Source organism: Paenibacillus eucommiae, assembly GCF_017874215.1.
In the GTDB taxonomy this organism is placed as follows: domain Bacteria; phylum Bacillota; class Bacilli; order Paenibacillales; family NBRC-103111; genus Paenibacillus_AI; species Paenibacillus_AI eucommiae.
This window is the reverse complement of the sequence record NZ_JAGGLB010000033.1, coordinates 1-24,592: the sequence shown is the minus strand read 5'-3', so window position 1 is coordinate 24,592 and position 24,592 is coordinate 1. Positions and strand designations below refer to the sequence as shown.

Genomic DNA, 24,592 nt, shown 5'->3' with positions numbered 1-24,592 from the left:
GGTCCCCTCTTTACGCTAAATGAATAAATGAGACGAGGCATGCATTTGAAGAAGGGATGATTATATTGGTGAAAAATATGGCATCGGTATTCAAAAAAGCAGTAGCGTTGACTCTTATCATGATGATGGTGCTATCCGGCTATGCGTCAGCGAATATGTATACGATTATGCAATCAGGAACCGAGTATGACTCCAGATTGATTGTACCGACGGACGGCATCTACGGTCATCCGAACGTGCTCACGTCACATCCAGCTTCAGTTTATCCCTATCAAATTTCTACCGCACCCAGTACAGCCGACGACGGCATGTATGTTTTTGGCAACTATGATAAAAAGAAAAGCATTGACGATCAGGATGCCAACATTGTTTATTCCGGTAGTTGGAACAATTGGAGCGACTCGGGTAATTACAAGTCCACCGAACGATTCAGCGGCACAGCAGCCGATTATGCTGAATATACGTTTCAAGGCCAATTTATTACCTGGATCGGACCTAAAGGTCCGAACAATGGCAAAGCGGACGTATACATCGACGATGAGCTCGTACAAGCAAGCATCGATCTGTATGCGCCAAGCAAACAATATCAGCAGGAGCTCTTTACCAAGAAAGGGCTGTCGAATAAGCTGCATAAAATAAAAATTGTCGTAACGGGCACGAAGCATCCAAGCGCGAGCGACACGCAAGTCGCCATCGACAAGTTTGAATGCTCGCCTCATATTGCCGACGATCGCGACAGCTTGCTCACCTATAGTGGAACGTGGAGCAACGTGGCCGATCCAAATGCGTTCAACGGCACCGAAAAGCATAGCACGACGCCAGGCAGTTATGTCGAGTATTCCTTTTTTGGTCCGTTTGTCAAATGGGTTGGGGCGAAAGGTCCCGACTATGGCATGGCGGACGTTTATGTTGACGGTGTTCTTGTTCAAGCGGGAATTGATTTGTATGCCGCCGAAAAGCAATATCAACAAGAGCTATACAATAATCTGGATTTGACGCCTGGCGTCGACCATACGATTAAGATTGTCGTCACCGGGACAAAGAACGGTGCTTCCAGCGGGTATAACGTGGTTGTCGACAGCATTGAAGTCGTTCCGTACGGCGATGTCATTCAACGGATGGCGGACGGCTCCCTGCGGGGATGGCTGGGCGCCTACTATTATGTCACGCCAACGCAGCATTTCAATCAGTACACGCTTGATGAACATATTCTTCCTACGATTAACAGCGGTATTAACCAGGTGTTGATCGAGGAGCCAGAACTGTTCAGCGACAGTTTATATAACGCCGCTTATAAAGCGGAATGGCAGGCTTATTACGGATCGGCGTGGGAGGATCCGCAATCCAGCGAAAGCACCTTTATGAAGGCGGTAATACTGAGCAATTATTTGCTTCAGAGACGAATTGATGATGTATACGGCTATGTCAAATTGCATTATCCGTCCGTAACCACGATCATTGGCGCTCATACCGGGATGACCGAATTTGTGTGGAAAAATCCGTTCGCCGTATATGAAGGCTTCGCCAATAGCAATGTAGATGTATACGAAGGGCAGACCTGGTCCAATACGATCGAATTGCCTGCTTATTACCAGGGAGTCAGTCAGTCGATGCCATTCGAAACGGCCTATATCGATTATAGTTATTGGGCGAATGCGAAGAAGGCAGCGGGTAAAGAGCTGATCTCCATTATGGACCCCAAGGGCGATTTTTACACAAACAAACCGTGGGACTGGGTTACCCAGATGTATAGGCATCAGGTCGTCAGCACCGTGATGTTTCCGAATATTTATAAATACAATACGGTGATTTGGCCAGCAAGAATATTAGGCAACGACGATTGGAATGAAGCTCCTGACTCCTTTAAGACGGTCATGTCGAACATCATCACCGAGCTCGGGAAAATGCATCACTACACGACTCAGATTACGACCTCGAACAGGCCTGTCAAGGTCGGGTTTATGATTTCGGACACCATGAACAATCAGGTAGGCGGTCCGGGCAGTACGGTAACTCCGGCCAGCATTCATTCTTTAATTATGCCTTTGTTGAAAGAAGGCTTGCTTGTCGACTCGCTTCCACTGGAGGGAATTACCTCAACGAATGATATCTTAAGTGATTATGATGTCATCATGCTAAGTTATGACTTGATGAAGCCGCTCGATAGCGCTTATAACGTCAAGTTGAAAGACTATATTAACGCCGGAGGCATCGTGCTCTATGTCGGGGGCCGTACCGAATTTGATACGATTAGCGAGATGTGGTGGAAGACAGCCGGGTATGCCAGTCCGCAGGATCATTTGATGGACATACTCGGAGCAGGGCTTTCCGGCCGCAACGATGCTGTGACGTCCAGCTCGCTTAGTCCGCAAACGGGTTCAGCGTTGGCAACAGGAATCGGCACACTTTCCTCGACTTCAGGTTACAATATGATCGGTTATGCTTCCGGCTCAGGCGTTACGCCGATGTACAAATCCGGCGCCAATATCGTCGCTTTTCAAAAAGAGTACGGTTCCGGCAAATTCATCTACTTTGGCGTCGATCCGTATTATTTTGGAGCCAGTTCGACAGGTAGCGCAAAAATGGTTCAAATCATGAAAAACATCGCTTCGCAGTTTAAATCGGTGTCCGTATCCGCTCAAAGCGCAATCGATTATATGCGAGGTCCTTATCGAGGCATTCACAGCTTAAACGGGACCCAGACGGTTACCGGCAAATATATTGATTTGTTCGATCCGAACATTCCTCTTGTGACGACCAAGAAAGTACTTCCCGGTGAGTCCGCCCTCCTGTATGATGTTTCGGGCATAACTGTAACGACAACACCCAAGGTGCTGTTTGCGCAAGGACAATCGCCGGTGATCTCGGAGGCTTCCAACGCGACGAACGTCATTGTCGGCAAAGGATCTTCGAACACGCTCGGAACCATCCGGATTTTGAGCAAACCGGGTATCGTCCCGGCTTTGGCTACGGCGGTCGACCATAATGGCAGGAGCATGCTCTATTCCCAGGAGTGGGATGACGTCACACAATCGTTGTTGATCAAATATTGGAACGATCCGGAAGGCGTGACTGTCAACGTAAGCTGGAGCAACTCCGGCACTCCGCCATTCCATTATACGAAAACGGCCGACGATCGCGATCTTGCAGTGACTTGCAGCGGCACGAACTATTACAATGATGCCCTCCTAGGTAACTACCTGGCAACCGAAAAGTATGTAAAGGATTCCGGCGCCTATTGCCAATTTCCGTTCAAGGGCACTTCCATCCGATGGATGGGCATTTCCAGCAATCATGGGGGAACAGCGGACGTCTACATCGACGGCAGCCTGGATACTGCAAATGTGGATACGTATGATTCGAATACCGGTTACAAGCGAGTATTGTATACGAAAACAGGATTATCGAATACAGATCACGTCATCAAGGTATCCGCGAACGGCATGAAGAACGTCAACGCCTTGGATACGAATGTCCAAATCGATAAGTTCGAGTATGGCAGCAACCGGTTGATTTCCGTCGATGATCAGGACACCGCGATCTCGTATAGCGGTTCCTGGAACAATTGGACGGATGCCGCCAACTACAATTCGACCGAGAAATTCAGCAGCACGGCGGGAGATGCAATCGAGTTCGGCTTTACTGGTCCTGTTATCCGCGTCATTGGCCATACGGGTCCCTTTTACGGTAAAGTGAACGTTTATGTAGATGGCGTATTGCGAGTGGCGGGACTCGATCTGTATTCGCCGACACGAAACTATCAGCAGGTGCTGTTTTCCGATGCGACGTTGACCAAGGGGAACCATACGATCCGGATCGAATTATCCGGTACGAAAAACGTCAACTCTTCCGCCTACAACGTTGTGCTGGATAAATTCGAAGTCGGCACAAGTTCGCTGAACCGCGTCGACGACCGCGATAGTGAAATCACGTATTCAGGGTCGTGGAGCAATTCGGCAGACAATCAAAGCTACAACGGAACCGAGCGGCTTTCCAGCACAACCGGAGATTATTTCGAATATATTTTCAACGGGCCGGTCGTGAAATGGTTTGGACCGAAAGGACCCCAATACGGCAAAGCCAATGTGTATATTGACGGCATTCTTGCGGCTTCCGGCATCGATCTATATGCCCCTTCGAAAGTATATAACCAGGAATTGTTCGCCACTGTAACGGGCACAGGCCCTCATACGCTGAAGGTGGAGGTCGCCGGCGCGAAAAACGCGAGTTCGATCGGGTTCACGATCGTGACAGATAAAGTGGAGTCCAGTGGCGGTGCCGCGACAAATGTCGACGACCGGGATAGCGCCATTCACTATACCGGGGCATGGAGCCAGTACAACTCGACAAACAACTACAACGGTACGGAAACGTATTCCAGCAGCGCAGGAGCCTCCGCATCGTTCACGTTTAAAGGCAACAGCATACGCATTGTTGGACCGAAAACGCCGTTTTACGGAATAGCGAATGTTTATATTGATAACGTGCTCCAGGGCCAATTCGATCAATATTCTTCGAGCGTTTCCTATCAGCAGGCATTATTTGAGCGTAAGCTGAGTTATGGGACGCATACGGTGAAGGTGGAAGTGTCAGGCAATAAAAACGCCAATTCTACGGGGAATACGATCGTGCTCGATAAGCTCGAATACGAGACGACGCAAGCTGCGGATGATCGCGACAGCGCTATATTCATGCGTGGCGCATGGGCGGATGTCACGGATGCAGCGGCATACCATTCGACAGAGCGAATGAATGGTAACGGTGGAGACTACATGTTGTTCAGCTTCACTGGATCGACGATTAAATGGATTGGCTCGAAGGGACCGAATTACGGTAAAGCGGATGTCTATGTGGACAACAAGCTTGAAGCGAGCGATATTGATTTGTATTCAGCCAGCAAGCTGAATAAACAAATTTTGTTCGCTAAATCCGATCTGTCCAGTGATGCGCACACGATCAAAATTGTCGTCAAAGTTACAAAAAATGCAAGCTCCTCGCATTATAATGTAGCTGTCGATCGCTTCGAGTACTAGCCGTCAAAAAATAGCCAATGAAAAGCACTGATCCCTTGGAATGGGGAATCAGTGCTTTTCATTGTCCCTGGTTTACTTATTGAATCTCAATGGCGTATAGCTCTTCAGCAGCGCCTTTGAGCGTAATTTTTAATTTGGCGTCCTCTACCGCATAGGAAGATACTACACGCCCCTGGATGTCATACATCGTTAGCGATCTGTTGTTCGCATCGACGAAAGGCTCCAGGTCAACATCCAACTCGGTGTCGTCATCGGTAAGCTTAACGGCAAATAGAACAACATTGCCGCTATGCTCGAATGCCGTAACCCTTGCATCGACACTTTCGTTCGCAAGTATACAGTCACCCAAAATATCACCTTCGATGAAAAAGGATATAAATCGCTCCCTTAGCGCAGCCAATGCTTTGAGTGTTGCTGATAATTCGGGATATTCATAAATATAGGCCGATCCGTTCACATCTTCAACCTTTGAAGGAATTACATTCATGATCATATTGTCCATAAAGGAGTACTTGGCATGTAATGGACTATTATCAATATTAATATTTGGCCTTGTTGTGCGAATGACATGCGAATAGGCTCTGCAATCCCCCACGCCAGGCCAATATTCCCAGTCCCATGTGTAATCAAGGAAATTGACATCCCCTTCATAATAGAAGGTTGACTCGCCGTAGAAAGTTGCATCCGGATGCAATTCGGCCGTTTCCTGGCGGTATTCCTTAATAAGATCGATTAAAGTATTTGGCGCGGGCGACAGGATCACCTGATCCCAGCCTATGGACGGCGTACCCGCCTCGTCCCTCAGAAACCGAAGCGATGTGACCACATCTTCTTTCCATAGAGGGATGGTTTGGTCGGATATAAACGAGCAGCGGTACTTTTCCATATAGGATGCCTGAAAAACAGGGATACCCTTTATGTTTTGCGACCAGCCCTCACCCGCTGCACCTGTAGATAAGCCATAGCGTTCACCCGTTTTGTGCCACAAGGATATAAACGAGACGAACGGAGCCACATTGACGCCCATGCTATGTACGATCTCGACATTTTGTTTCCATTTTTCAAATCCGCCCAGTTCTTTACAAAATGAATCTTTCGTATAAGGCAGCATGCAGTTCGTATTTCCCCAAACGCTCAACTCATACAAGCCGTGTTCTTTCATGTCCTTCGCAACTTCGGGCAAATCATCATATTTATATTTAATCGCATCAGGGTCAGCAGGATACTGCTCGGTCATCCATATGGTTCTATACCCGAGTGCCCGTTTGATTTTGTCCGGTTGCTTGACTGCACGCTTCATATTCGTGCTCACCCACGCTTTATAAGGTGCAATCCCTCTCGCCCAGCCACCAGCATGAGGCGTAATGATGTATTCCCCGCTGTCGTATACGTCACCGTTCTTTAACGCCACATTGTGAAGATTGGCGACACGAAGCGTATGGGCCTTATTATTTAATTTAACCCATACCGCATCTCCGCGGCCCATTTCTGTAGGCACATCCGGCCCCCAGCCCCAATGTTTTCGGAACACGCACAATCCGCCTTTGAGACCGCCCACGTTGTACCAGCGCCCGATCATGCCGTCTTTGTCAAAGTAACCGCCGCCCTGATACATTTTCCCGCTAACCGGAGGACTTAATGCAAAGAATGTTTTACGGTTGTCCGGAGAATCAGCAAGCTCAATAAACGGCTTATTGCTTGCTCCGAGTGTAGTAAATCGCGTATTATCGCCATCGGTTGCCTCAAGCCCCTGAAAGTCAGGAAATACAATTTGCCTCACTTCAGTATTGGAATTGTTTCTTACCTTGCAACTCATGCCGATTGATATCCCGTCTGGCTCTTCCCAGAACCTTACCTGCGCCCACACGCCTCCTTCGAGCCGCTCCTGCTCCTTTGTGTCGATATTTTGCGGGAGTTTCTCCCAGGTGATGCATACTGAACCGTTATCCGTCTCGATGCTAGGTGCGGATGGGTAGAATTTCCCATCAGCAGATGCTCTTAATATTTCATAATCATATTTAAGAGGCCATGCCACATCTATTAAACCGCTTCCATTTCTAATAAGCTCTCCGCAGGAAGCGCCGTTTAACGAGACAAGCTCTCCTGTCGCTTTGTTAAAGCCTAACGTTGCACCGTTTAATGTACACAATACTTTTTCCATAAGTGTTCATCCTTTTTTGTTTTTGACATAGTAAAGGCCTTCATTTGCAACTCAAATTAATAGTTCTGTATTGTATTATATTATACTATATTGTATCAGTCAAATATATGTTTTGCGATAAGGTCGTAAAAAATGGGGAATTGAAAAGGAGCCGCCCGATGAAATCAGGCCGGCTCCTTGTTTTTGAAGGGGGAGACAGCATATTGGCTGATTATGAACTCAGTCCATGATACAAAGAAACAGGTATGACGCGTTGCTCAACATGAACTGGATCATGAAGGGATTTCATAAGCACTTGGACAGCTTGAAGGCCCATCTCCTCCGCATTTTGTTCGATAGAACTAAAGAAAGGGGAGGCATCCATCATTTTGATATCTGGGTTATCGTAAGAGAGGATAGCTAACTGTTCAGGAATCTGTTTACCCATTGACCGGGCTACCTGATAGACTTGCTCAGCCATTAAGCTGGAGAACGCGAATGCGGCGGTAATATTCGGGTTGCTCGATAGCCAATCAGCTATATACTGCTTGTAAATATCCTCTTGTTGGTACGTAAATTCGTCTATTCTTGTCAGCCAATAAGAAGGATTCGTCAGAAGTTGATTTTTCTTCATAGCATCCAGATAGCCTTGAAAGCGATCCTCGGAGCTGGCTGTTGTCGATTTGGTACCGGATATAATGCCGATCTCGGTATGACCTTTTCCGATTAAGTACTCGGTTCCCAGAAATCCGCCTAGATAGTTATCCGAGGAAACCGAGTTCGTCTTGATTCCCGGCAAATAACGATCGACAAGAACGAATGGGAAATTGCGGGTTTTCAAATTCAGGATTTCCTCGCTGTAAGTCTCTCCGTCTACCGGAAAGATAATCAATCCCTCTGCTCCGCAGCGAATCATATCGTTGATCGCGTTGCGTTCTTCGGATTGCAACGTTACTTGTCGGATCATGAGCATTGAGCCAGCTTCTTTGCAGCCCTCCTCTACGCCTTGGAAGAGCTTCATCGTAAACGTGTCAAGAATCATTGGCGACAAGTAACCAATTTTTTTCAAATCTCTGTTCGTGTCCGGCAAATGCTCTTTGGTTGACACAAAGCTCCCCTTGCCGGCAATGCGGAAAATAATCCCGTCCTCAACGAGCAGCTTATAAGCGTTCTTCACAGTGACGCGACTTACCTGATATTTCTCGATCATTTCAGCTTCGGTCGGAACGCGATCCCCGGGCTTCAACTCCCCGCGCTCGATCATCGTTTCAACCATTTCTTTAATTTGCAAATAAAGCGGCGTGCTTTTATTTTGATCTAACACTCGTATGTCCTCCATTGTTTGAAATCCGGCAAGCATAGGCAGATTTTATTTGTGCTGGCATAAGAAGGCAATATTGAAAGTTCCAAAGACTTTCAAAAGAATTAGTATTGACATGCTATAGTTTAATTTGTACCATACAATATAATTCAAATCAAGGGGGAAGCGTCATGTTCTTAGAACTTACACATGGTTGGGAGATGAAAGGCTCGTATTCCGGCTTCTGGAAATTCGGTCGCTCGATGGAGTTGAATTTGGAATTGAACGGGTTCATGGACTGGATTCCGACCGAGGTTCCGGGCAGCGTTCATTGGAGCTTGCATCGGGCAGGGCTGTTGCCGGACCCTTATTGGGACAAAAATACGCCGGCCTGCGAGTGGGTGAACGAAAGGGATTGGTTATACCGCACTTCATTCGATGCGGATCCGGCATGGGAAGGGAAGAGAATCAAGCTCATTTGCGAAGGTATTGACGAATCTTCGACGCTGCTACTGAATGGGCGCGAACTCGGAAGACACGAGGGGATGTTTGTCCCGTTTGTTCTGGATATCACGGATCTTATCGACCGATCCGCTCCCAACAAACTGGTCATCGCTCTGGACCGGAGCCCGGACGGACAGGCGCAGCTTGGCTATACCAACCGCGTCAACCACCTGAAGAGCAGGTTCGGATACAAATGGGATTTTTGCCCCAGGCTCGTTCATATCGGCATTTGGAAGCATGTGAAGCTGGAGATCACCGGAGAACATCGCTTTGAGAACATTCACATCACTTCAGAGATCGCTGAAGGGGTGGCTATCGTAGCGGCGGATACCTCTTGGGAAAGTGAGGTTGCGGGCGATATTATGCTGGAAGCTGCAGTTATTACGCCGGAAGGGGTAGAGGCGGCATTCGTATGCAAATCCGTGTCAGCCAGGCCCGGCTTGCAGCGTGCCCGATTGGAGCTACAAGTCCCGGATCCGCGTCTATGGTGGCCGAACAATGAAGGCGATCCCGCGTTGTACCATATGCGTGTTGCTATACGCATACCCGGCGATCATCCACAGTTATCCGACGAGAAAACAGAAAATTTCGGCATACGCCAGCTTGCTTTCAAATCGAATCCCGGCGCGCCGCGGGACGCGCAACCTTTTACAATTTGTGTAAATGGACGAGATGTTTACATAAAAGGTTGGAATTTTGTTCCAACTGATCAGCTGTACGGAAGGTACGAGCCGGAGCGTTATGAGAGGCTGATCGCACTTGCAAAAGCGGCAAATATCAACCTGCTCCGCGTATGGGGCGGCGGATTGATCGAGCGGGAGGCGTTCTACGATCTGTGCGATCAAAACGGCATTATGGTCTGGCAGGAAATGATGCAATCCAGCTCTGGCTTCAATAATGAACCGTCCTGCAATCCCGAATACTTGTACCGGCTCCTATCGACGATGAGAACTGTTATTCGTGAGAAGCGAAATCATCCGTCGCTTGTGATCTGGTGCGGCGGCAACGAATTGACCGAAGGCGGTCATCTCGACGCGCAGCTAATCCCGCTATCGGATAAGCACACAACATTGCGCGAGCTCGGGCGTCTGGTTCACGATCTAGACCCGGAACGGCTGTTTTTGGCGACCTCTCCGACAGGGCCGACGTTTTTCCTGGATGAAGAGGCAGCTGGACAAGGTCGTGCTTACGATGTGCATGGTCCCTGGAAATACGGCGGGGCAGAGGGCCATTACCGGCTTTACAACGGAAGCGACGCGCTGCTGCAAAGCGAATTTGGTGGAGACGGCTATTGTTCGTTGGCCAGCATGAGGAAGTTTCTCCCCCCGGAAGTCATTCGAGCGGATCAAACGAGTTCCTGGAGTTGGGTTCAACACGGGGGGGAATATTGGAATATGGACGCCCAACTGTCGGAGTTGTTCGGAACGATTGACGATATCGCTATCAAGGTACAGCTCTCACAGTGGCTGCAGGCGGAAGGAATCCGCTATGGATTGGAAGCCAATCGCAGAAGGTCTCCCAGGTGCAGCGGCAGTATTTTATGGCAAATGAACGAGCCTTATCCGAATGCGACCTGCACGAGCGCTGTGGATTATTACGGAGATCCTAAGATGGCTTACAGCTGGGTTGCAAGGGCGAACGCTCCGTCCTTGATTTCGATGAGCTATGGTAAAGCCTCTTATGCGCCGGACGAACGTTTCACGGGAGAAGTTGTGCTGCATATCGACGGACTCGAAACGCCTGCCGCCTATGAATGGTGCGTAACGATACTGGACCGATGCGGGAGCATTTTACATCAGACAAACGGCGTGCAACGCGTCGAGCGGCGTAACGTTGGCGAGTTCCTGTGCTCCATTGACTGGCCGATTCCGGAAGGGGTCGAAACGTTCTTTGTCCGGCTGGACGCTCGGAGCGGCGGCAGAACTGTTCACAATGAATACTCGTTCGTAGTTTCGCAGTCGTCTCCCCCGTTAGCCTCTTATTTGAGCTTGCTGCAGACCGAATTACAAGTCTTGCGGACCCGCGCAGAAGACGGAAGCTGCACGATTACGATTCGGAACGGCGGCGCAACAGTCGCGCTGTGGGTACGGGTCGAAGTCGACTTGATCGGGGTAGGACCGACAGGCGTTTGCCGACGTCCGCTCTCGGACGGTTTTCTCCTTTTTCCCGGAGAGGAGAACAGATTGGCTGCATACACGATGACGGGTTCCGGGGAGCGGTGGACTGTTTCGGCACTAAATTCACCGCCTCTAAATATTTCATTTGACTGATATAAAATAATACAATATAATACAAATGAATTAATTGATTGCAAAGGAGTGAGACATCAGGTTGAAACTCAATCAATCGGAAGTACAAAGTTACCGGGACAACGGATACAGTCTGTACCGGAAGCCGCTGTTCCCCGCTGAACGCATGGAAGTTCTTCACCGCTTGTTCGAGGAACAGTTCGAGAAGAAAGGCGCGAAGCTGTCGGATGAACTGGACACTCCCCACTGGCGGGACCCTCGCTTGCTCGACTTTTTGTTGAGTGACGAAGTGCTGGATTTAGTGGAGCCGTTGATCGGTCCCAATATTGTGCTGTGGTCCAGCCATTTCATCTGCAAGGATCCGTTCATCGGACGCGCTACGCCATGGCATGAGGATTCGGCCTATTGGAAAGGAAGACTGGATAAGTACGACAGCATAGTCACGATTTGGCTTGCTCTTGACAGGAGCAACAAGGAGAACGGCTGTATGAGAGTCATACCCGGTAGTCACCGCAACGGGTTCTCCCAATACGAGGACGTTGACTCCAAGGAAAATCTGTTCCCGACACGCATCAGGCAGAAGGACATTCAAGATGAGCAGGCCGTGTACTTCGAGCTTGAACCGGGAGAATGTTCGCTGCACGACTCCCGAATCATACACGGAGCAACTCCGAACAAGAGCCCCTACAGAAGGTGCGGATATACGATGAGGTATTTTTCAGCGGATACGAAAGTGATTCCGGAGGCGAATGAAGGGTTCAGAATCTGGCTCGCAAGAGGCAGGGATATGGCCGGCAATCGATACGAGAACGCATAATGAAAAATGGATCGGCATGACCAACGACAATCATACAATCAAGATTGTGCACAAGGGGACGAAAAATCCGAGTTCCTCGCACTACAAGGTCGCGGTAGATCGATTCGAGTATTAGATTGAGCTTTCATACGCATGCAGGTTTGGAGTGAAAAGAGTGAATAGAGTGAATAAAGTGAAATCGAATAACGACGTCAAACCCGACCTCTTTGATCTTAATGGCCGTGTGGCGATCGTAACCGGCGCTAGCCGGGGACTTGGCCAGTCGATGAGTCTCGCGCTCGGCCGGGCGGGCGCCCGGGTGTGTCTGATCGGGCGGCAGCCGAACCTGGAAGAGACGCGTTCGCAGCTCGAACGATACGGTGTGGAAGCGATGGAAGTCGTCGTAGACCAGACAGCGCCGGGAGCTGCCGAGCGGATTATAGAAGCGGTGTGTTCGCGCTGGGGCCGCGTCGACATTCTGGTGAACAACGCCGGTACGTTTCTGCGCAAGCCGGCCGTCGACTGGACGCCGGAGGAGTGGGACGAAGTCATGAACGTCAATTTGCGGTCGGTGTTCCTGCTATGCCAGTCCGCCGGACGGCGCATGCTGGCGGAAGGCGCGGGTAAAATCATCAACATCGCCTCCGTGCTCGGCTTTCAGGGCGGTTATACGGTGCCCGCGTATGCGGCGAGCCGTCACGGCGTGCTTGGACTGACGAAGGCGCTGGCCAACGAATGGGCGGCCGGCGGCGTGAACGTTAACGCCATCGCACCCGGTTATATGGATACGGAGCAGAATGCGGGGCTGTTCACCGATCCGGTGCGTTCCCGCGACCTGCTGGCGCGTATTCCGGCCGACCGATGGGGTGCTAGTGACGAACTGGACGGTGCGTGCCTGTTCCTCGCATCGCGTGCTTCGGACTATGTGCACGGCCAAACGATCATTGTGGACGGCGGGTGGATGGGGCGATGACGGACAGGATGGCGAATGGGAAGACGGATGAAACGATGAAGGATAGAGGGGCAAACGGAGCGACGGGCGGAACGCTTCCGGGCGCTTCGTTCTCCACGCCATTGGGCGCACCTCTTGTGCCGCGATTTCCGATTCGGTTCCGGGACACCGCGATCCTAACGATCGTCTACCGGACGAAGCCGGGTGCGGTCGCGGCGCTGCTGCCTCAGCCGCTCGAGCCGGTCAGCGACTATGTGCTGCTGCATTTCTATCAGATGCGCGATCCGGATTGGTTCGGACCACATCATGAATTTGCGGTTCAGCTCGATGCCGCGCTCCCGGCCAAAGGGATCCGGGGGGCCTATTCGCCCTACCTGATGCTGACGACCGACGGGGGGCTAGGTGCAGGAAGGGAAATTTACGGCCAGCCGAAGAAGCTGGGCAGTCCGTCAATCGAAGTAAGCGGCGATCTGATCGTCGGGCGAGCCGTGCGCAACGGCATTGAGGTTGCGACGGGAACGCTGCCCTATAAGCAGACGCCTGCCGACCTGGACGATCTGCTGCGGTACATGCCGTTCACGAACAATCTGAACTACAAGTTCGTGCCGCACATTACCGGAGAGCCGGCGATCAAGCAGCTGACGGCGCGCCGGTTCGCCGACGTGTCACTGCTCGAATGCTGGAAGGGGCCGGGCACGGCGGAGTTGCGGCCGAACGCGCAATTTCCGGTCTATCGGCTGCCCGTCGTCGAAATGATAGAGGGCTTCTATTGGCGCGTCGATCTGACACTGCCGTTCGGCGAAGTGATTCACGATTATTTGGCGGAGAAAGAGATGAGGTGATGCTCGTGACGGAACACGATATGATGGTGTCCAAAGGAACGGATTGCGGCGCGAACGCGGCAATCCGGGCGAAGCGAGCCGTCTGCACCGATCGCGCCCTGCATTCGGGCGCGCGCTATTCGCAGGCGATCGTCACCGGTGATTGGGTGCATGTCGCCGGCCAGGTACCGGTCGACCCGGTGACGAAGCAGCCGCTCGGTGGTTCGATTTACGAGCAATCGCTAGCGGTGCTTGGCTACATCGAAGCGATTCTGGCAGAAGCCGGCTGTACGATGGACGACGTGGTGAAGATGAACTGTTACTTGACCGATCTGGCGCAATTTGCGGAGATGAACCGGGCGTTTGCCTCGTATTTCCGCGAACCGTATCCGGCGAGGGTGACAGTTGGCGTCCAACTGATCGGCTTCGATGTGGAGATGGACTGTGTTGCCCGAATTGGTTGCGGGCAAGGAGGAGAAACGAAATGAGCGGATATCGAGTTGTTGTTACTGATCACGGGTTTCCCGATCTGCAGGCGGAGGCGAGCGCGCTGCGCGAAGTCGGGGCCGAGTTGTCGGTGTACCAGTGCCGGAACGTGCTAGAGGTCGCCGATGCCGTGCGGGAAGCGGACGCCGTTCTGACGCAGTGGGCGCCGATGACGGCCGAAGCCATCGCGGCGATGACGCATTGCAAGGTCATCGTACGCTATGGGATCGGCGTCGATAATGTCGACCTGGAAGCGGCTGGTAAGAGGGGCATTCCGGTTGTCAACGTGCCGGACTATGCCTTGGAGGAGGTCGCCGACCATGCTATGGCCCTGTTGCTGTCGCTAGCGCGCAAGCTGCCGCAGGTGACAGCGAAGGTGCGCGCGGGCAAGTGGCAAACGAATCCGTGCCGGCCGATGCGCAGCTTGCGCGGACAGACGCTCGGCTTGGCCGGCTTCGGCAATATCGCCCACCACGTCGCTTCGCGTGCGCAGGCGTTCGGTATGCGGGTTGCGGCATATGATCCGTTCGTGCCGGACGAAGCGTTCGAGGCGGCGGGCGTGCTGAGGGTCGATTTCGACCGATTGCTCGCTGCCTCAGACGCCATTTCCGTTCATCTGCCGCTCACGGCGGAAACGCATCATCTGTTCCGGTCGGAAACGTTCGCCCGAATGAAGCCGGACGCGCTGCTGATCAACACATCGCGGGGCGGCGTTGTGCATAGCGGCGATCTGGCTGAGGCGCTGGCGGCAGGGCGGCTGGGCGGCGCGGGTCTCGACGTGCTGGAGCAGGAGCCGGTCGCCGCGGACTCGCCACTTATAACGATGCCGAACGTGCTGCTGACAAGCCATTGCGCCTGGTATACAGAAGATGCGCTTGAGCGGCTGAAGCGTTTTGCCGCACTGGAAGTGGTGCGTGCGCTGCAAGGGCAGCCATTAAAACATGTCGTCAACAGGAAGTGGCTGCCGTGATCATCACTGACGTTCAGGCGTTTAAAGTCGTCCTTCCTTTGGCGCAGCCGCTGCATCTGGGTCCGCTAAAGATCGACAAGCGCGACTATGCATTCGTGCGTATCCGGACCGCGGACGGCAAGCAAGGCACTGGCTTCGGCTTCAACAGGGACGGTCTCGTTCCGGAAGCAGTCGTACGCCATTTGAAGTCGCTGTTGCTCGGAGAGGAAGTGCTGCACACCGAACGCCTATGGGAAAGCATGTATCGCGCAACGCGGTTTCATGGACGGCGCGGATTGCTCATGCGGGCGATCAGCGCGGTGGACATTGCGTTGTGGGATTTGAAGGGACAGTATGCCGGATTGCCGCTGTGGCAATTGCTCGGCGGTTATGCGGCCGAGGTTCCCGCGTATGTCGCAGGCGGGTACTACCGTGCCGATGCCGATACAGATACGTTGCGGCGCGAATACGCCGATTATCGCGAGCAAGGGTACCGCGGCGCCAAAATCATGGTCGGCGGCGCCACTTTGGCGGAAGATGTCCGGCGCGTGGCGGCAGCGCGGGAAGGGATCGGCGAGGAACTGCCATTAATGGTCGATTTCAATGGTGCGTTGTCATCCGCCAAGCAGGCGCTTGCAGCAATGGAAGCGTTCGCGCCCTATCAGCCGGCGTTCGTTGAGGAGCCGTTTCTAATGGATAACCGGGTTGCGCTCCGCGGATTTTGCGATCGGACGAACGTGCCGGTCGCCGTCGGTGAAGACGAGAGCGGCCGCTGGGCGTTCCGCGAACTGATCGGCGATGGGCTGGTCGACGTGCTGCGCCACGATGCGACACTGGTCGGCGGCATTTCGGAGTGGATCAAGGTGACGATGACCGGGTTGTCGCACGAGGTTCCGTTTTATCCACACTGGTTTCCGGAGGTGCACATTCATTTGGCGGCGGCTTTCCCGCAAGGGTGGGGCGTGGAACTGATTCCGGCGTCGTCGGGTATTATGGGCTTTGACAAGCTGCTTGACAATCCTGTCGAGATGGAGGCGGGTGTCGCGCGCGCGCCGGAGGAGCCGGGACTAGGCCTCAGGTGGAAAGAGGAAGCGCTGGAAAAATGGGCGGTAATCTAGAAGTTGTTCGGAGAGGATGCAGGAGCGATGAATGTCAAAGGTAAAACCGTGCTGATTACAGGCGCGGCGCAAGGTCTCGGCGAAGCGATGGCACTCGCGTTTGCGCAGGGTGGTGCGCGGGTTGCACTGTCCGATCTTCACGCGGACGCGGTGCGGGAGACCGCGCGGCGCATCGCCGCGCAAACCGGAGCCCTCACGCTGGCGACGGCTGTGGACGTAGGCCTTTCGGGCGATGTCGCAAGCTGGGTGGATCACGTGCATCTCACGTGGGGCCGTGTCGATGTGCTGGTCAACAATGCGGGCATTCAATTAAACCGGGCGTCGGAGGAGCTAACGGATGAGGAGTGGGAGCGGGTGCTGCGCGTCGATTTGGACGGTGTATTCTATTGTGCCCGTGAAGCCGGACGGCAGATGATTGCCGGCGGAGGTGGCGGGGCGATCGTCAATGTCTCCTCCGTGGCGACGCGGTTCGGGTTGGCGCGCCGGTTGCCTTACGGTGTCGCCAAGTCGGGCGTCGAAGCGCTCACTCGCGTGCTGGCCAGCGAGTGGGCGGCACACGGCATCCGCGTCAACGCGGTGGCGCCGGGTTATGCGGAAACCGAGCTGAACCGCTTCGCGTTCGCGCAAGGGCATATCGCCCGGTCCGAGATTGAAGCTAAAATTCCGCTCGGCCGGTTGGCGGCGCCCAAGGAAATTGCCGATGTCGCCGTATTCCTGGCTTCCGACTCGGCATCTTATATGACCGGACAAACGCTGTTCGTGGACGGCGGTTATACGGTGCTAAAATGAGAAAGGTGGTGCGGCCGCGTGCTCAATCAACGCACACACGGATGCCGTTATTGGCATTATACGATCGAGGGCAACACTTTTTTGACGCTGGAGAACGAACGGCTCAAGTTGACATTCTGGTTGAACAAAGGCTCGGACTTGATCGAACTGCGCGATAAGGCGCGCGATATCAACGTCCTGTGGCGATCGCCGCTGCGAATGCCGGAGGCCGGCCGGTACATGGCTCCGATCTCTTCCAGCTCCGGCGCCTTCTTCGACTACTATCCGGGCGGGTGGCAATCGGTGTTTCCAAACGCCCATACGCCGACAAACGCATATAAAGGCGCGCCGCTCGGCCTGCATGGCGAAGCGTGCCTGCTGCCCTGGACATATACGGTTGAAGAGGATACGGCGGATCGGATCGTCGTCTGCTTGCAAACCGAGCTGGCAAGAACGCCTTTTTGGATGCGCAAGCGCGTGACGCTGTGTACCGGCGATCGCGGCTTTGCGCTCGAGGAGACAATCGCGAACGCGGGAGCGGAGCCGCTGTACTACAATTGGGGGCATCATCCGGCGTTCGGCGCGCCGCTGCTCGAGGAGGGCTGCCAGATCGACTTGCCGACCGGGACGGTTGCGGTAACGCCAGATTATACCTATACAGAGACAGCGCTTTTTGCGGAAGAGCAACGGACCGCTTGGCCGAATTTGCAGGAGAAGAACGGGGCGACGTCGGACGCGGGAACCGTTCCCGGCCCGGAGCGGCGCACGTCGGACAGCTTCCATCTGGAACTGAAGGAGGGGTGGGTGTGCCTGCGCAATCCACGGCTCGATTTGGGTGTGGGTTTGGCTTGGGACGCAGCGGTGTTTCCCTATTTGTGGATGTGGCAATCGTACGGAGGCAACTTCGGATATCCGTTCTATGGGCGGGATTACACCCTTGCCTTAGAGCCGTTCACCATCCCGATCGAAACGCTGCCGGAATCCATCGCTGCGGGACAAGCGCGGGAACTGCGGCCGGGAGAAGCGGTCTCCACGACACTTTGGGCCGGATTAACAGAAGGTCGTTTGCCTGTCAAGCGAATCGACGCGAGGACGGGCAATGTGTTCACATCATAAGAAAATCGAGAGGACGTGAAACGGGCATGAGGCTGCTTGGCAAAACGGCAATTGTTACCGGAGGCGCATCCGGCATCGGAAGAGAAGGCTGTCTTCGCTTCGCCGCAGAGGGCGCGCGCGTAGTCATCGCGGACATCGACGATACGCGCGGCGAAAGCGTTGTCCAAGAAATCATGGGCAGCGGCGGCGAAGCTCTGTTCGTCCACACGGACGTTTCGCAGGCGACTCACGTCAGCCGGATGGTGGATGCGGCGAAGTCGGCATACAGCCGCATTGATATTTTATTTAACAACGCTTTCTGGTACAAGGTGGCGCCAGCGCTGGAGCTGACGGAAGAGGCGTGGAACCGTACGATCTCCGTCACGTTGACCGGCACCTTTCTGTGCTGCAAGCATGTCTTGCCCGAGATGATCGCGGCCCAAGGCGGGTCGATTATCAATACCGCTTCGGTCGGCAGCGTTGTGGGTTTTGCCGCGCATCCGGCGTACAATGCGGCCAAAGGCGGCATAGTGATGCTGACGAAAAATTTGGCGATCGACTACGGACGGCACGGCATTCGCGTCAATGCGATCAGCCCGGGCATTATCGAAACCCCGGTGTCTGCGGCGGCAATCCGCGATCCTGAAATGAACGAATTTTATATGAAGAAATGCTTGGTCGGCAGAGTCGGACAGCCGGCGGATGTCGCGGCGATGGCGGTGTTTTTGGCGTCCGACGAATCCAGTTTCGTCACAGGTGCCAATATGGCGGTCGATGGCGGCTGGACTGCCAAGTAGTGTGGTCTGGACGGACCGCGCAATGACAATCAGGAGGCGAAACCTTACATGTTAACGGCAGGTGTGGCAAGGCGGATCATCAATCCGTCTCTCGACGTTCCCCATGCGGGTTGGGGGGCGCAGACGCATATTGAGGCGGACAGCATAGAAGCCGATTTGTGGACGACAGCCGCTGTCATTGGCGATGACAAGATGACGGCAGCCGTCCTTATCGACGTGGACACCAGTCATTTCAGTTTGGCGCAGGCGGACGAAATCCGCCGGCAGGTGGCTGAGCGAACCGGATTCGCGCTTGCATGCGTTCGCGTATCAACAACACATACCCATTCAGGACCGATGCTGCTTAGCGAATATTACCCGAATCATCGCGAGGCGATCGACGCCTATTTCGCACATATTTGCAGCGCGACTGTCGAAGCTGCAGCGGAGGCCGCCGATCAGAGAGTTGCCGTGACCGTCCACGCCGGGAATGGCGAATGCCGGATCGGCCGCAACCGTCGGCAGCGGCTGGAAGATGGCCGGATGGTCGTTGGCTACAACCCGGATGGCATTACGGATCCGATCGTCGGCGCCATCCGCTTCGACGATACGCATGGTCATACGTTGCTCAGCATCGTTCACTATGCTTGCCATCCGACGATGCTTGGGTTTGATAACAAGTTGTTTAGCCCGGAATATCCGGGCGTAACCAAACGCGTCGTCGAAAAGTTGATTGGCGGAACCTGCCTGTTTCTGCAAGGCGCTGCCGGCAACATCGGTCCGGGACCAGAAGGTTTTCAGACGAACGTGGCGGCCATGAAACGAATTGGCACGGTGCTTGGTTACGAAGCGGCCAAAGTGTTGACGGAGCTCGCCGCGCCTGCGGCCGAATTTCGTTTCGACCGCGTCGTGGAGTCAGGCGCCCCGCTCGGCTTGTGGCGAGAACTGCCGCGCACTCTGGCAAGCCTGGAGTTCGAGGTGCGCAGCGTTCCTGTCCGATTGCCGCTTCAGACGCAATTGTCGGTGGAGGAAGCCGCGGTACGGGCGAACGGCTTGACACAGGAACTGGAGCGGCTGCAGCGGAGCGGCGCTTCCGGGGAACGGATCCGCGAGATCACGTTCCAGGCCAAAAGAGCTTATTTTGCGCTGCGCCGTTCGGAGCTGTATTTCGGAAAAAGCGAGCTGAACGTGGAGGCGCATATCGTTCGAATCGGAGATATCGCGCTGGTCGGCTTGCCTGTGGAAATTTTCAATGAAACCGGTTTGGTTGTGCGCGAAGGATCTCCGTTCGCCCATACGCTGGTCAGCGGCTACGCGAACGGCTGGCAAGGGTATTTGCCCACTCGCGCGGATTATCCGCTCGGCGGATATGAGGTAGACACGACACCTTTCGCGCCGGGAGCAGACGAACGATTGGCGGATGCGCTGATCGCTGCATTATGCGAGATGAAACACGATGATTAACGGGAGGAAAGACATTGGCAAAAAAAGTGAGATTGGCCGTTATCGGCGGCTCGCGCGGCGGGGCATTCGGCCATGCGCTTTCGATACTCGCAGATCGCTTGGAGCTGACGGCCGTGTGCGATTTGAACGAAGCGGTTCTTCAGGAATGGAAGAGAAAGTACCCCGAAATCGTTACGTTCTCCAGCTATGATCAGTTATTGGAAAGTCCGTTGGTCGATGCCATTTATCTGGCGACCCCGATGTTGATTCACGCCGATCAGGCGATTCAGGCGCTACGCGCGGGGAAACACGTTCTGAGCGAAGTGATTGCCGCTCATACCATTGAAGACGGGTGGAAGCTGATTGAGGCGGTGGAAGCGAGCGGCTTGAAGTACATGATGGCGGAAAATTATTGCTATACGCGCGAGAACAAAATGGTTCAGCAGATGGCTGACGCAGACGCCTTCGGCGAGATTACCTATGCGGAATGCGGATACATTCACGACGTCCGCAATTTGCTGCATGGCGCGGACGGGAGTTTGACCTGGCGCGGACAATGTGTACACGATTTTAACGCCTGTACATACCCGACCCATTCGCTCGGTCCGATCGCCAAGTGGCTCGGCATTCATCAACCGGGCGGTGATTTTTTCGAGGAATTGGTCACCTTCAATACGAAAAGCCGCTCAACGGCCAACTATTTTCGGGAACGGTTCGGAACGGATCACCCAGGTGCGCAGCCCGATTTCTGGCGGCAGGGGGACAGCTCCACAACGCTTATCCGCACGAAGAAGGGCGTTGTCGTGTCGCTCCGCGTCGACATCCAGTCCGCCCGTCCGCACAATATGGTGCACTATGGGCTGCAAGGGACGGAAGGCGCGTATCTCGGACCGCGATTCGAAGGCGAGGACCCGCTCATTTGGCTGCACAACGAGGTGTCTGGCACTTCCGGGAACGATCCGCATTGGGATTCACTATGGCATCATAAGAGCAAATGGGATCATCCGGATTGGCGAGCGTGGGAGAGAGAGGCGCTCCATACCGGACACGGCGGAGGTGATTTCTTCGTTATCCGGGAATTCGTCTCTGCCATACAGGAGGACAGAAAGCCTGCGATCGACGTTTACGACGCGGTGACTTGGAGCTCGCTGTTCGCGCTGTCGATGCAGTCGGTTTCTGGTGGCGGTTCGCCAGTGAAGTTCGTCGATTTTTACGGAAAAAACAAAGACAACACCCGCCTGCCAGAATAAGTTCAGGGAGTGAAACGCCCCTGATTGCTGACATGCCGTTCTGACTGCTGAACGGGATACAAGCGTGACCGTAAAGCTGCCATCGGCATTGGCGGATGCAAATATGACTGGGATGACGTAAGCATTCAGTCTTCCAATTTAGGTTCAGCCTATCGAGAAATCAACATGCGTGCAGGGGGAAAGGCTCGTCATCAATAATATCTGAGAAGATGAAGAGCGTCCGATGGCGTATTTGTCGCTAGGTTCCATGACCGAAATGTGGTAACTTGAACTCACTTATGGGGGAAATGAAAAAAGGAGGCGGGGCTTTTGCGTCTCCTTTCAACATTATGGGGAGAGATCAATGTGTTGAGCATTTTTTTCGACAATACCGATTCGAACAAGGATGTATCCATGCAAGCTCTTATGTTAAAATCTTATTGACTTCAAATACCATTGATCGGGCTGCGAATGATTCCTCGCGAGAAACCAGATGTCCGTGAAAGCGGACGATGGCTTTCTGACTTTGTCCCATGCCTGGTTGAAGTCGTTCCAGCCGAAATTGATCGAAAGATTGCGAATGAGCAAAGCAAGCGGATATTGATGGCTGTACCCCGCGCTCTTCGCTTCTTTGCGAACGACCAGTTGATTCAGCTCCTGCACCAGATTGTCGAACGATTCAATACAGACAAAGGAACGGTGCTGATGCTGAAACAGTTGTCGCGCTTCCATCTGATCATAGAACAAATGGGTAATTTCAACCCCCAATTTGCGCCCGCGGCTGTCTTGAAGAACTGCGTCCGGCTTGTCATGCATGTAGAGCAGCCGTAGACGGTTATCGGTTAATTGATTATAGAGGCCGATAAAGTGGCGAACCGCTTCCCGCTCCAGCATACGTTTGGATGTTATGGCTTTCGATTGCAAATGTTCTCCCCCTTCTTATCCGGAAAGGCCTGCCCGTACGGATGATTAGTCCTTCTATTCTATTATAGTGAATATCTGCGCGATTCGGGAGTGTTAATCCAGAAGGAACTATACCGTCGGCTCATTCGGCGGTCTTCGTATATGTTGAGATTTAAGAATTCGATTGAAGTTGTCAGAAAAATCTGATATAAATTGAATGGAGTTATCTGGTATGTGTGTCTGGTGTAAACTTGGATTACCATGGAGGAGCACATATTTCATAAGCCGTACGCCTGGGCAAAGTATTTGGTCCCTGACCGAATGCTTTTATTTATTTTAGGAAGTTATTAGAGATAAGGGATGCCGTTGAAAGGAGGATTAACTTGGAAAAAGAACAGGTTTCTGCTGAAGTTGCTATTGATTTAAGAAAGAAAATGGAGCAAATATGGGAAATTAATAAATCTTACTGGTATCCATTAAATGAATGTGATAGGCATGACGTAATAGCTTTTAATTCTGAATTCATTGAAAATAAAGAAAAAGTAAATGAAATTATTACTTTGTTAGAAGAACATGGAGTAGAACAGGTACTTGAATTTCTTGAAACAGGACAAACCTGTAGAATAAATGTTGCAAATCTACATCCCTTTTACTGTTACAATGATGATTTAACAGGGGGAGAAGGATTCTGGTTTTCAGACAAAATGGACTGGATTATTTACGCTTCTCACGAAGGGACAATAACTTTTGGCGGGAAGTGGTTAGTTGAAGTACTAAAGTCAAAATGGTCCGATTGGAACAATCATATTGATTGGGATACAAAGAACTGATACAAGTACTATCCAAAGAACCTGTCTCATTGTTAGGAGTGACTAAGGTATATCTTATGGTCGTTTCTATGTATTAATTTCAACATGTTTGTGATAACACTACCTATATTTTCATCCCATCCATTTTTGGTATAATGAGCTTAATGTGAATTATAAATACTCATTCGGAGGGCATGATGAAATTTGTTTTTGATTTAGACGGCACCATTTGTTTTCATGGACAACCTGTGTCTGAGACTCTTTTAAAATGTTTCGAAGATTTAGTTAATGAAAATCATGAAATTATATTTGCTTCAGCTCGTCCTATTCGAGACATGCTTCCCGTTATTCATCAACGCTTCCATAAGTATTCACTTATAGGTGGGAATGGTTCGCTCGTTTCTACGTATGGAAGCATCACACATATTGAATCATTTCATAACGCACAAGTATTGAAGGTGCTGCAATTTATAGAAGAGCATCAAGCCACCTACTTAATCGATAGTGATTGGGACTACTCTTATACGGGACCTTTAGATCATCATATCCTAAAAAATGTCGATGCTTCTAAGCTTGCTAAGCAAGTTCCTATCGAGTCGCTCATGTCCGTTGTGAAAATACTAATTCTTACAGCAAATGACATGGAGAATCTGGCCGAAAAGATTACTAACCTTGGCGTTGTTATTCACCGGCATAGAAACGAGAATGTCCTTGATATAAGTCCGCAAAACATTCATAAGTGGAATGCTCTAAAGCAGCTGGGAGTAAAGGAAAAGCAGTTTATCGCATTTGGGAACGATGCCAACGATATTCCTATGTTTAAAAAAGCCCAACATACAGTTATGATCGGTCATCACGATGATCTGGCACAATATGCTACTGAGACAATACCACTTGAGGGAAATTACGAAGAAAAAATCGTGGCAAAATTGAAGGAGTTGGCTTTTGGGCAGCTGATTAACTAGCTTAAATTAGAGAAAGAACCCCTTACACATACATATTAAGGGTTCTTTCTTATGGTTTAGTAACAGCCTGCCCTCCACCGAAATGAGCGTGCTTCACTTAACGATGTTTTTCATCGTTAAAATAAGAATTCCAGGTCAATCCGTCACGTTAATGATGATTTTGGATCTATGTCAATAGAGTGGACGGTCTGAAAAAAGCTTGTTTTTATAAAGCGTTGCTATAGTACATGGCTTCGAAGCGATCAGGTGACATGTA

Annotated in this window: 18 protein-coding genes and 1 riboswitch; of the genes, 15 read left to right on the top strand and 3 right to left on the bottom strand. The window is 52.2% G+C overall.

Annotated elements, in window-relative coordinates:
* The first annotated feature begins 68 nt into the window (after nucleotides 1–68).
* Nucleotides 69–5,033: a hypothetical protein gene (locus J2Z66_RS33530; RefSeq protein WP_209977140.1), complete on the top strand. Its 4,965-nt coding sequence runs from the start codon at nucleotides 69–71 to the stop codon at nucleotides 5,031–5,033.
* 76 nt (nucleotides 5,034–5,109) lie between these two features.
* On the opposite strand, the gene J2Z66_RS33525 is transcribed toward J2Z66_RS33530, so the two are convergent.
* A complete protein-coding gene (locus J2Z66_RS33525) occupies nucleotides 5,110–7,194 on the bottom strand; it encodes a hypothetical protein (RefSeq protein WP_209977139.1) in 2,085 nt (694 codons plus the stop codon).
* A gap of 211 nt (nucleotides 7,195–7,405) precedes the next feature.
* A complete protein-coding gene (locus J2Z66_RS33520) occupies nucleotides 7,406–8,497 on the bottom strand; it encodes a GntR family transcriptional regulator (protein WP_209977138.1) in 1,092 nt (363 codons plus the stop codon).
* Between the two features lie 167 nt (nucleotides 8,498–8,664).
* Here J2Z66_RS33520 and J2Z66_RS33515 point away from each other — a divergent pair, with 167 nt between their 5' ends.
* The 12 genes from J2Z66_RS33515 to J2Z66_RS33460 all read left to right on the top strand — a co-directional run bounded on the left by J2Z66_RS33515 (nucleotide 8,665) and on the right by J2Z66_RS33460 (nucleotide 21,680).
* Nucleotides 8,665–11,247, top strand: a complete 2,583-nt coding sequence (locus J2Z66_RS33515) for a glycoside hydrolase family 2 protein (RefSeq protein WP_209977137.1) — start codon at nucleotides 8,665–8,667, stop codon at nucleotides 11,245–11,247.
* Nucleotides 11,248–11,308: 61 nt separating this feature from the next.
* Entirely contained in the window at nucleotides 11,309–12,043 is a 735-nt protein-coding gene (locus J2Z66_RS33510) for a phytanoyl-CoA dioxygenase family protein (protein ID WP_245376045.1), read from the top strand.
* Nucleotides 12,044–12,206: 163 nt separating this feature from the next.
* A complete protein-coding gene (locus J2Z66_RS33505) occupies nucleotides 12,207–12,995 on the top strand; it encodes an SDR family oxidoreductase (RefSeq protein ID WP_312894904.1) in 789 nt (262 codons plus the stop codon).
* Nucleotides 12,992–13,816 carry an acetoacetate decarboxylase family protein gene (locus J2Z66_RS33500; protein ID WP_209977136.1) on the top strand — a complete coding sequence of 275 codons (825 nt, stop codon included), beginning with the start codon at nucleotides 12,992–12,994 and terminating at the stop codon, nucleotides 13,814–13,816. The genes J2Z66_RS33505 and J2Z66_RS33500 overlap by 4 nt, the downstream gene beginning before the upstream one ends.
* The gene (locus J2Z66_RS33495) at nucleotides 13,816–14,283 is read left to right on the top strand and encodes a RidA family protein (protein ID WP_209977135.1); all 468 of its coding nucleotides are present in this window, start codon (nucleotides 13,816–13,818) and stop codon (nucleotides 14,281–14,283) included. The genes J2Z66_RS33500 and J2Z66_RS33495 overlap by 1 nt, the downstream gene beginning before the upstream one ends.
* Entirely contained in the window at nucleotides 14,280–15,251 is a 972-nt protein-coding gene (locus tag J2Z66_RS33490) for a C-terminal binding protein (protein ID WP_209977134.1), read from the top strand. Before J2Z66_RS33495 ends, J2Z66_RS33490 begins: the two co-directional genes overlap by 4 nt.
* The gene (locus tag J2Z66_RS33485) at nucleotides 15,248–16,348 is read left to right on the top strand and encodes a mandelate racemase/muconate lactonizing enzyme family protein (RefSeq protein ID WP_209977133.1); all 1,101 of its coding nucleotides are present in this window, start codon (nucleotides 15,248–15,250) and stop codon (nucleotides 16,346–16,348) included. Before J2Z66_RS33490 ends, J2Z66_RS33485 begins: the two co-directional genes overlap by 4 nt.
* A gap of 27 nt (nucleotides 16,349–16,375) precedes the next feature.
* The gene (locus J2Z66_RS33480) at nucleotides 16,376–17,137 is read left to right on the top strand and encodes an SDR family NAD(P)-dependent oxidoreductase (protein ID WP_209977132.1); all 762 of its coding nucleotides are present in this window, start codon (nucleotides 16,376–16,378) and stop codon (nucleotides 17,135–17,137) included.
* 18 nt (nucleotides 17,138–17,155) lie between these two features.
* Nucleotides 17,156–18,232, top strand: a complete 1,077-nt coding sequence (locus tag J2Z66_RS33475; RefSeq protein WP_209977131.1) for a DUF4432 family protein — start codon at nucleotides 17,156–17,158, stop codon at nucleotides 18,230–18,232.
* Nucleotides 18,233–18,258: 26 nt separating this feature from the next.
* Nucleotides 18,259–19,008: an SDR family NAD(P)-dependent oxidoreductase gene (locus tag J2Z66_RS33470; protein WP_209977130.1), complete on the top strand. Its 750-nt coding sequence runs from the start codon at nucleotides 18,259–18,261 to the stop codon at nucleotides 19,006–19,008.
* A gap of 48 nt (nucleotides 19,009–19,056) precedes the next feature.
* Entirely contained in the window at nucleotides 19,057–20,451 is a 1,395-nt protein-coding gene (locus tag J2Z66_RS33465; protein ID WP_209977129.1) for a neutral/alkaline non-lysosomal ceramidase N-terminal domain-containing protein, read from the top strand.
* A gap of 14 nt (nucleotides 20,452–20,465) precedes the next feature.
* Nucleotides 20,466–21,680, top strand: coding sequence for a Gfo/Idh/MocA family protein (locus J2Z66_RS33460; protein ID WP_209977128.1), 1,215 nt, complete (start codon nucleotides 20,466–20,468; stop codon nucleotides 21,678–21,680).
* Between the two features lie 408 nt (nucleotides 21,681–22,088).
* On the opposite strand, the gene J2Z66_RS33455 is transcribed toward J2Z66_RS33460, so the two are convergent.
* Nucleotides 22,089–22,583 carry a hypothetical protein gene (locus J2Z66_RS33455; RefSeq protein ID WP_209977127.1) on the bottom strand — a complete coding sequence of 165 codons (495 nt, stop codon included), beginning with the start codon at nucleotides 22,581–22,583 and terminating at the stop codon, nucleotides 22,089–22,091.
* Nucleotides 22,584–22,788: 205 nt separating this feature from the next.
* A riboswitch (ZMP/ZTP riboswitch) is annotated at nucleotides 22,789–22,868 on the top strand.
* 77 nt (nucleotides 22,869–22,945) lie between these two features.
* Between J2Z66_RS33455 and J2Z66_RS33450 the strand changes: the two genes are divergently transcribed.
* Nucleotides 22,946–23,392, top strand: a complete 447-nt coding sequence (locus J2Z66_RS33450) for a hypothetical protein (protein ID WP_209977126.1) — start codon at nucleotides 22,946–22,948, stop codon at nucleotides 23,390–23,392.
* Between the two features lie 176 nt (nucleotides 23,393–23,568).
* On the top strand, nucleotides 23,569–24,336 hold the full coding sequence (locus tag J2Z66_RS33445; protein WP_209977206.1) for an HAD-IIB family hydrolase: 768 nt from the start codon (nucleotides 23,569–23,571) through the stop codon (nucleotides 24,334–24,336).
* The last annotated feature ends 256 nt before the right edge of the window (nucleotides 24,337–24,592 follow it).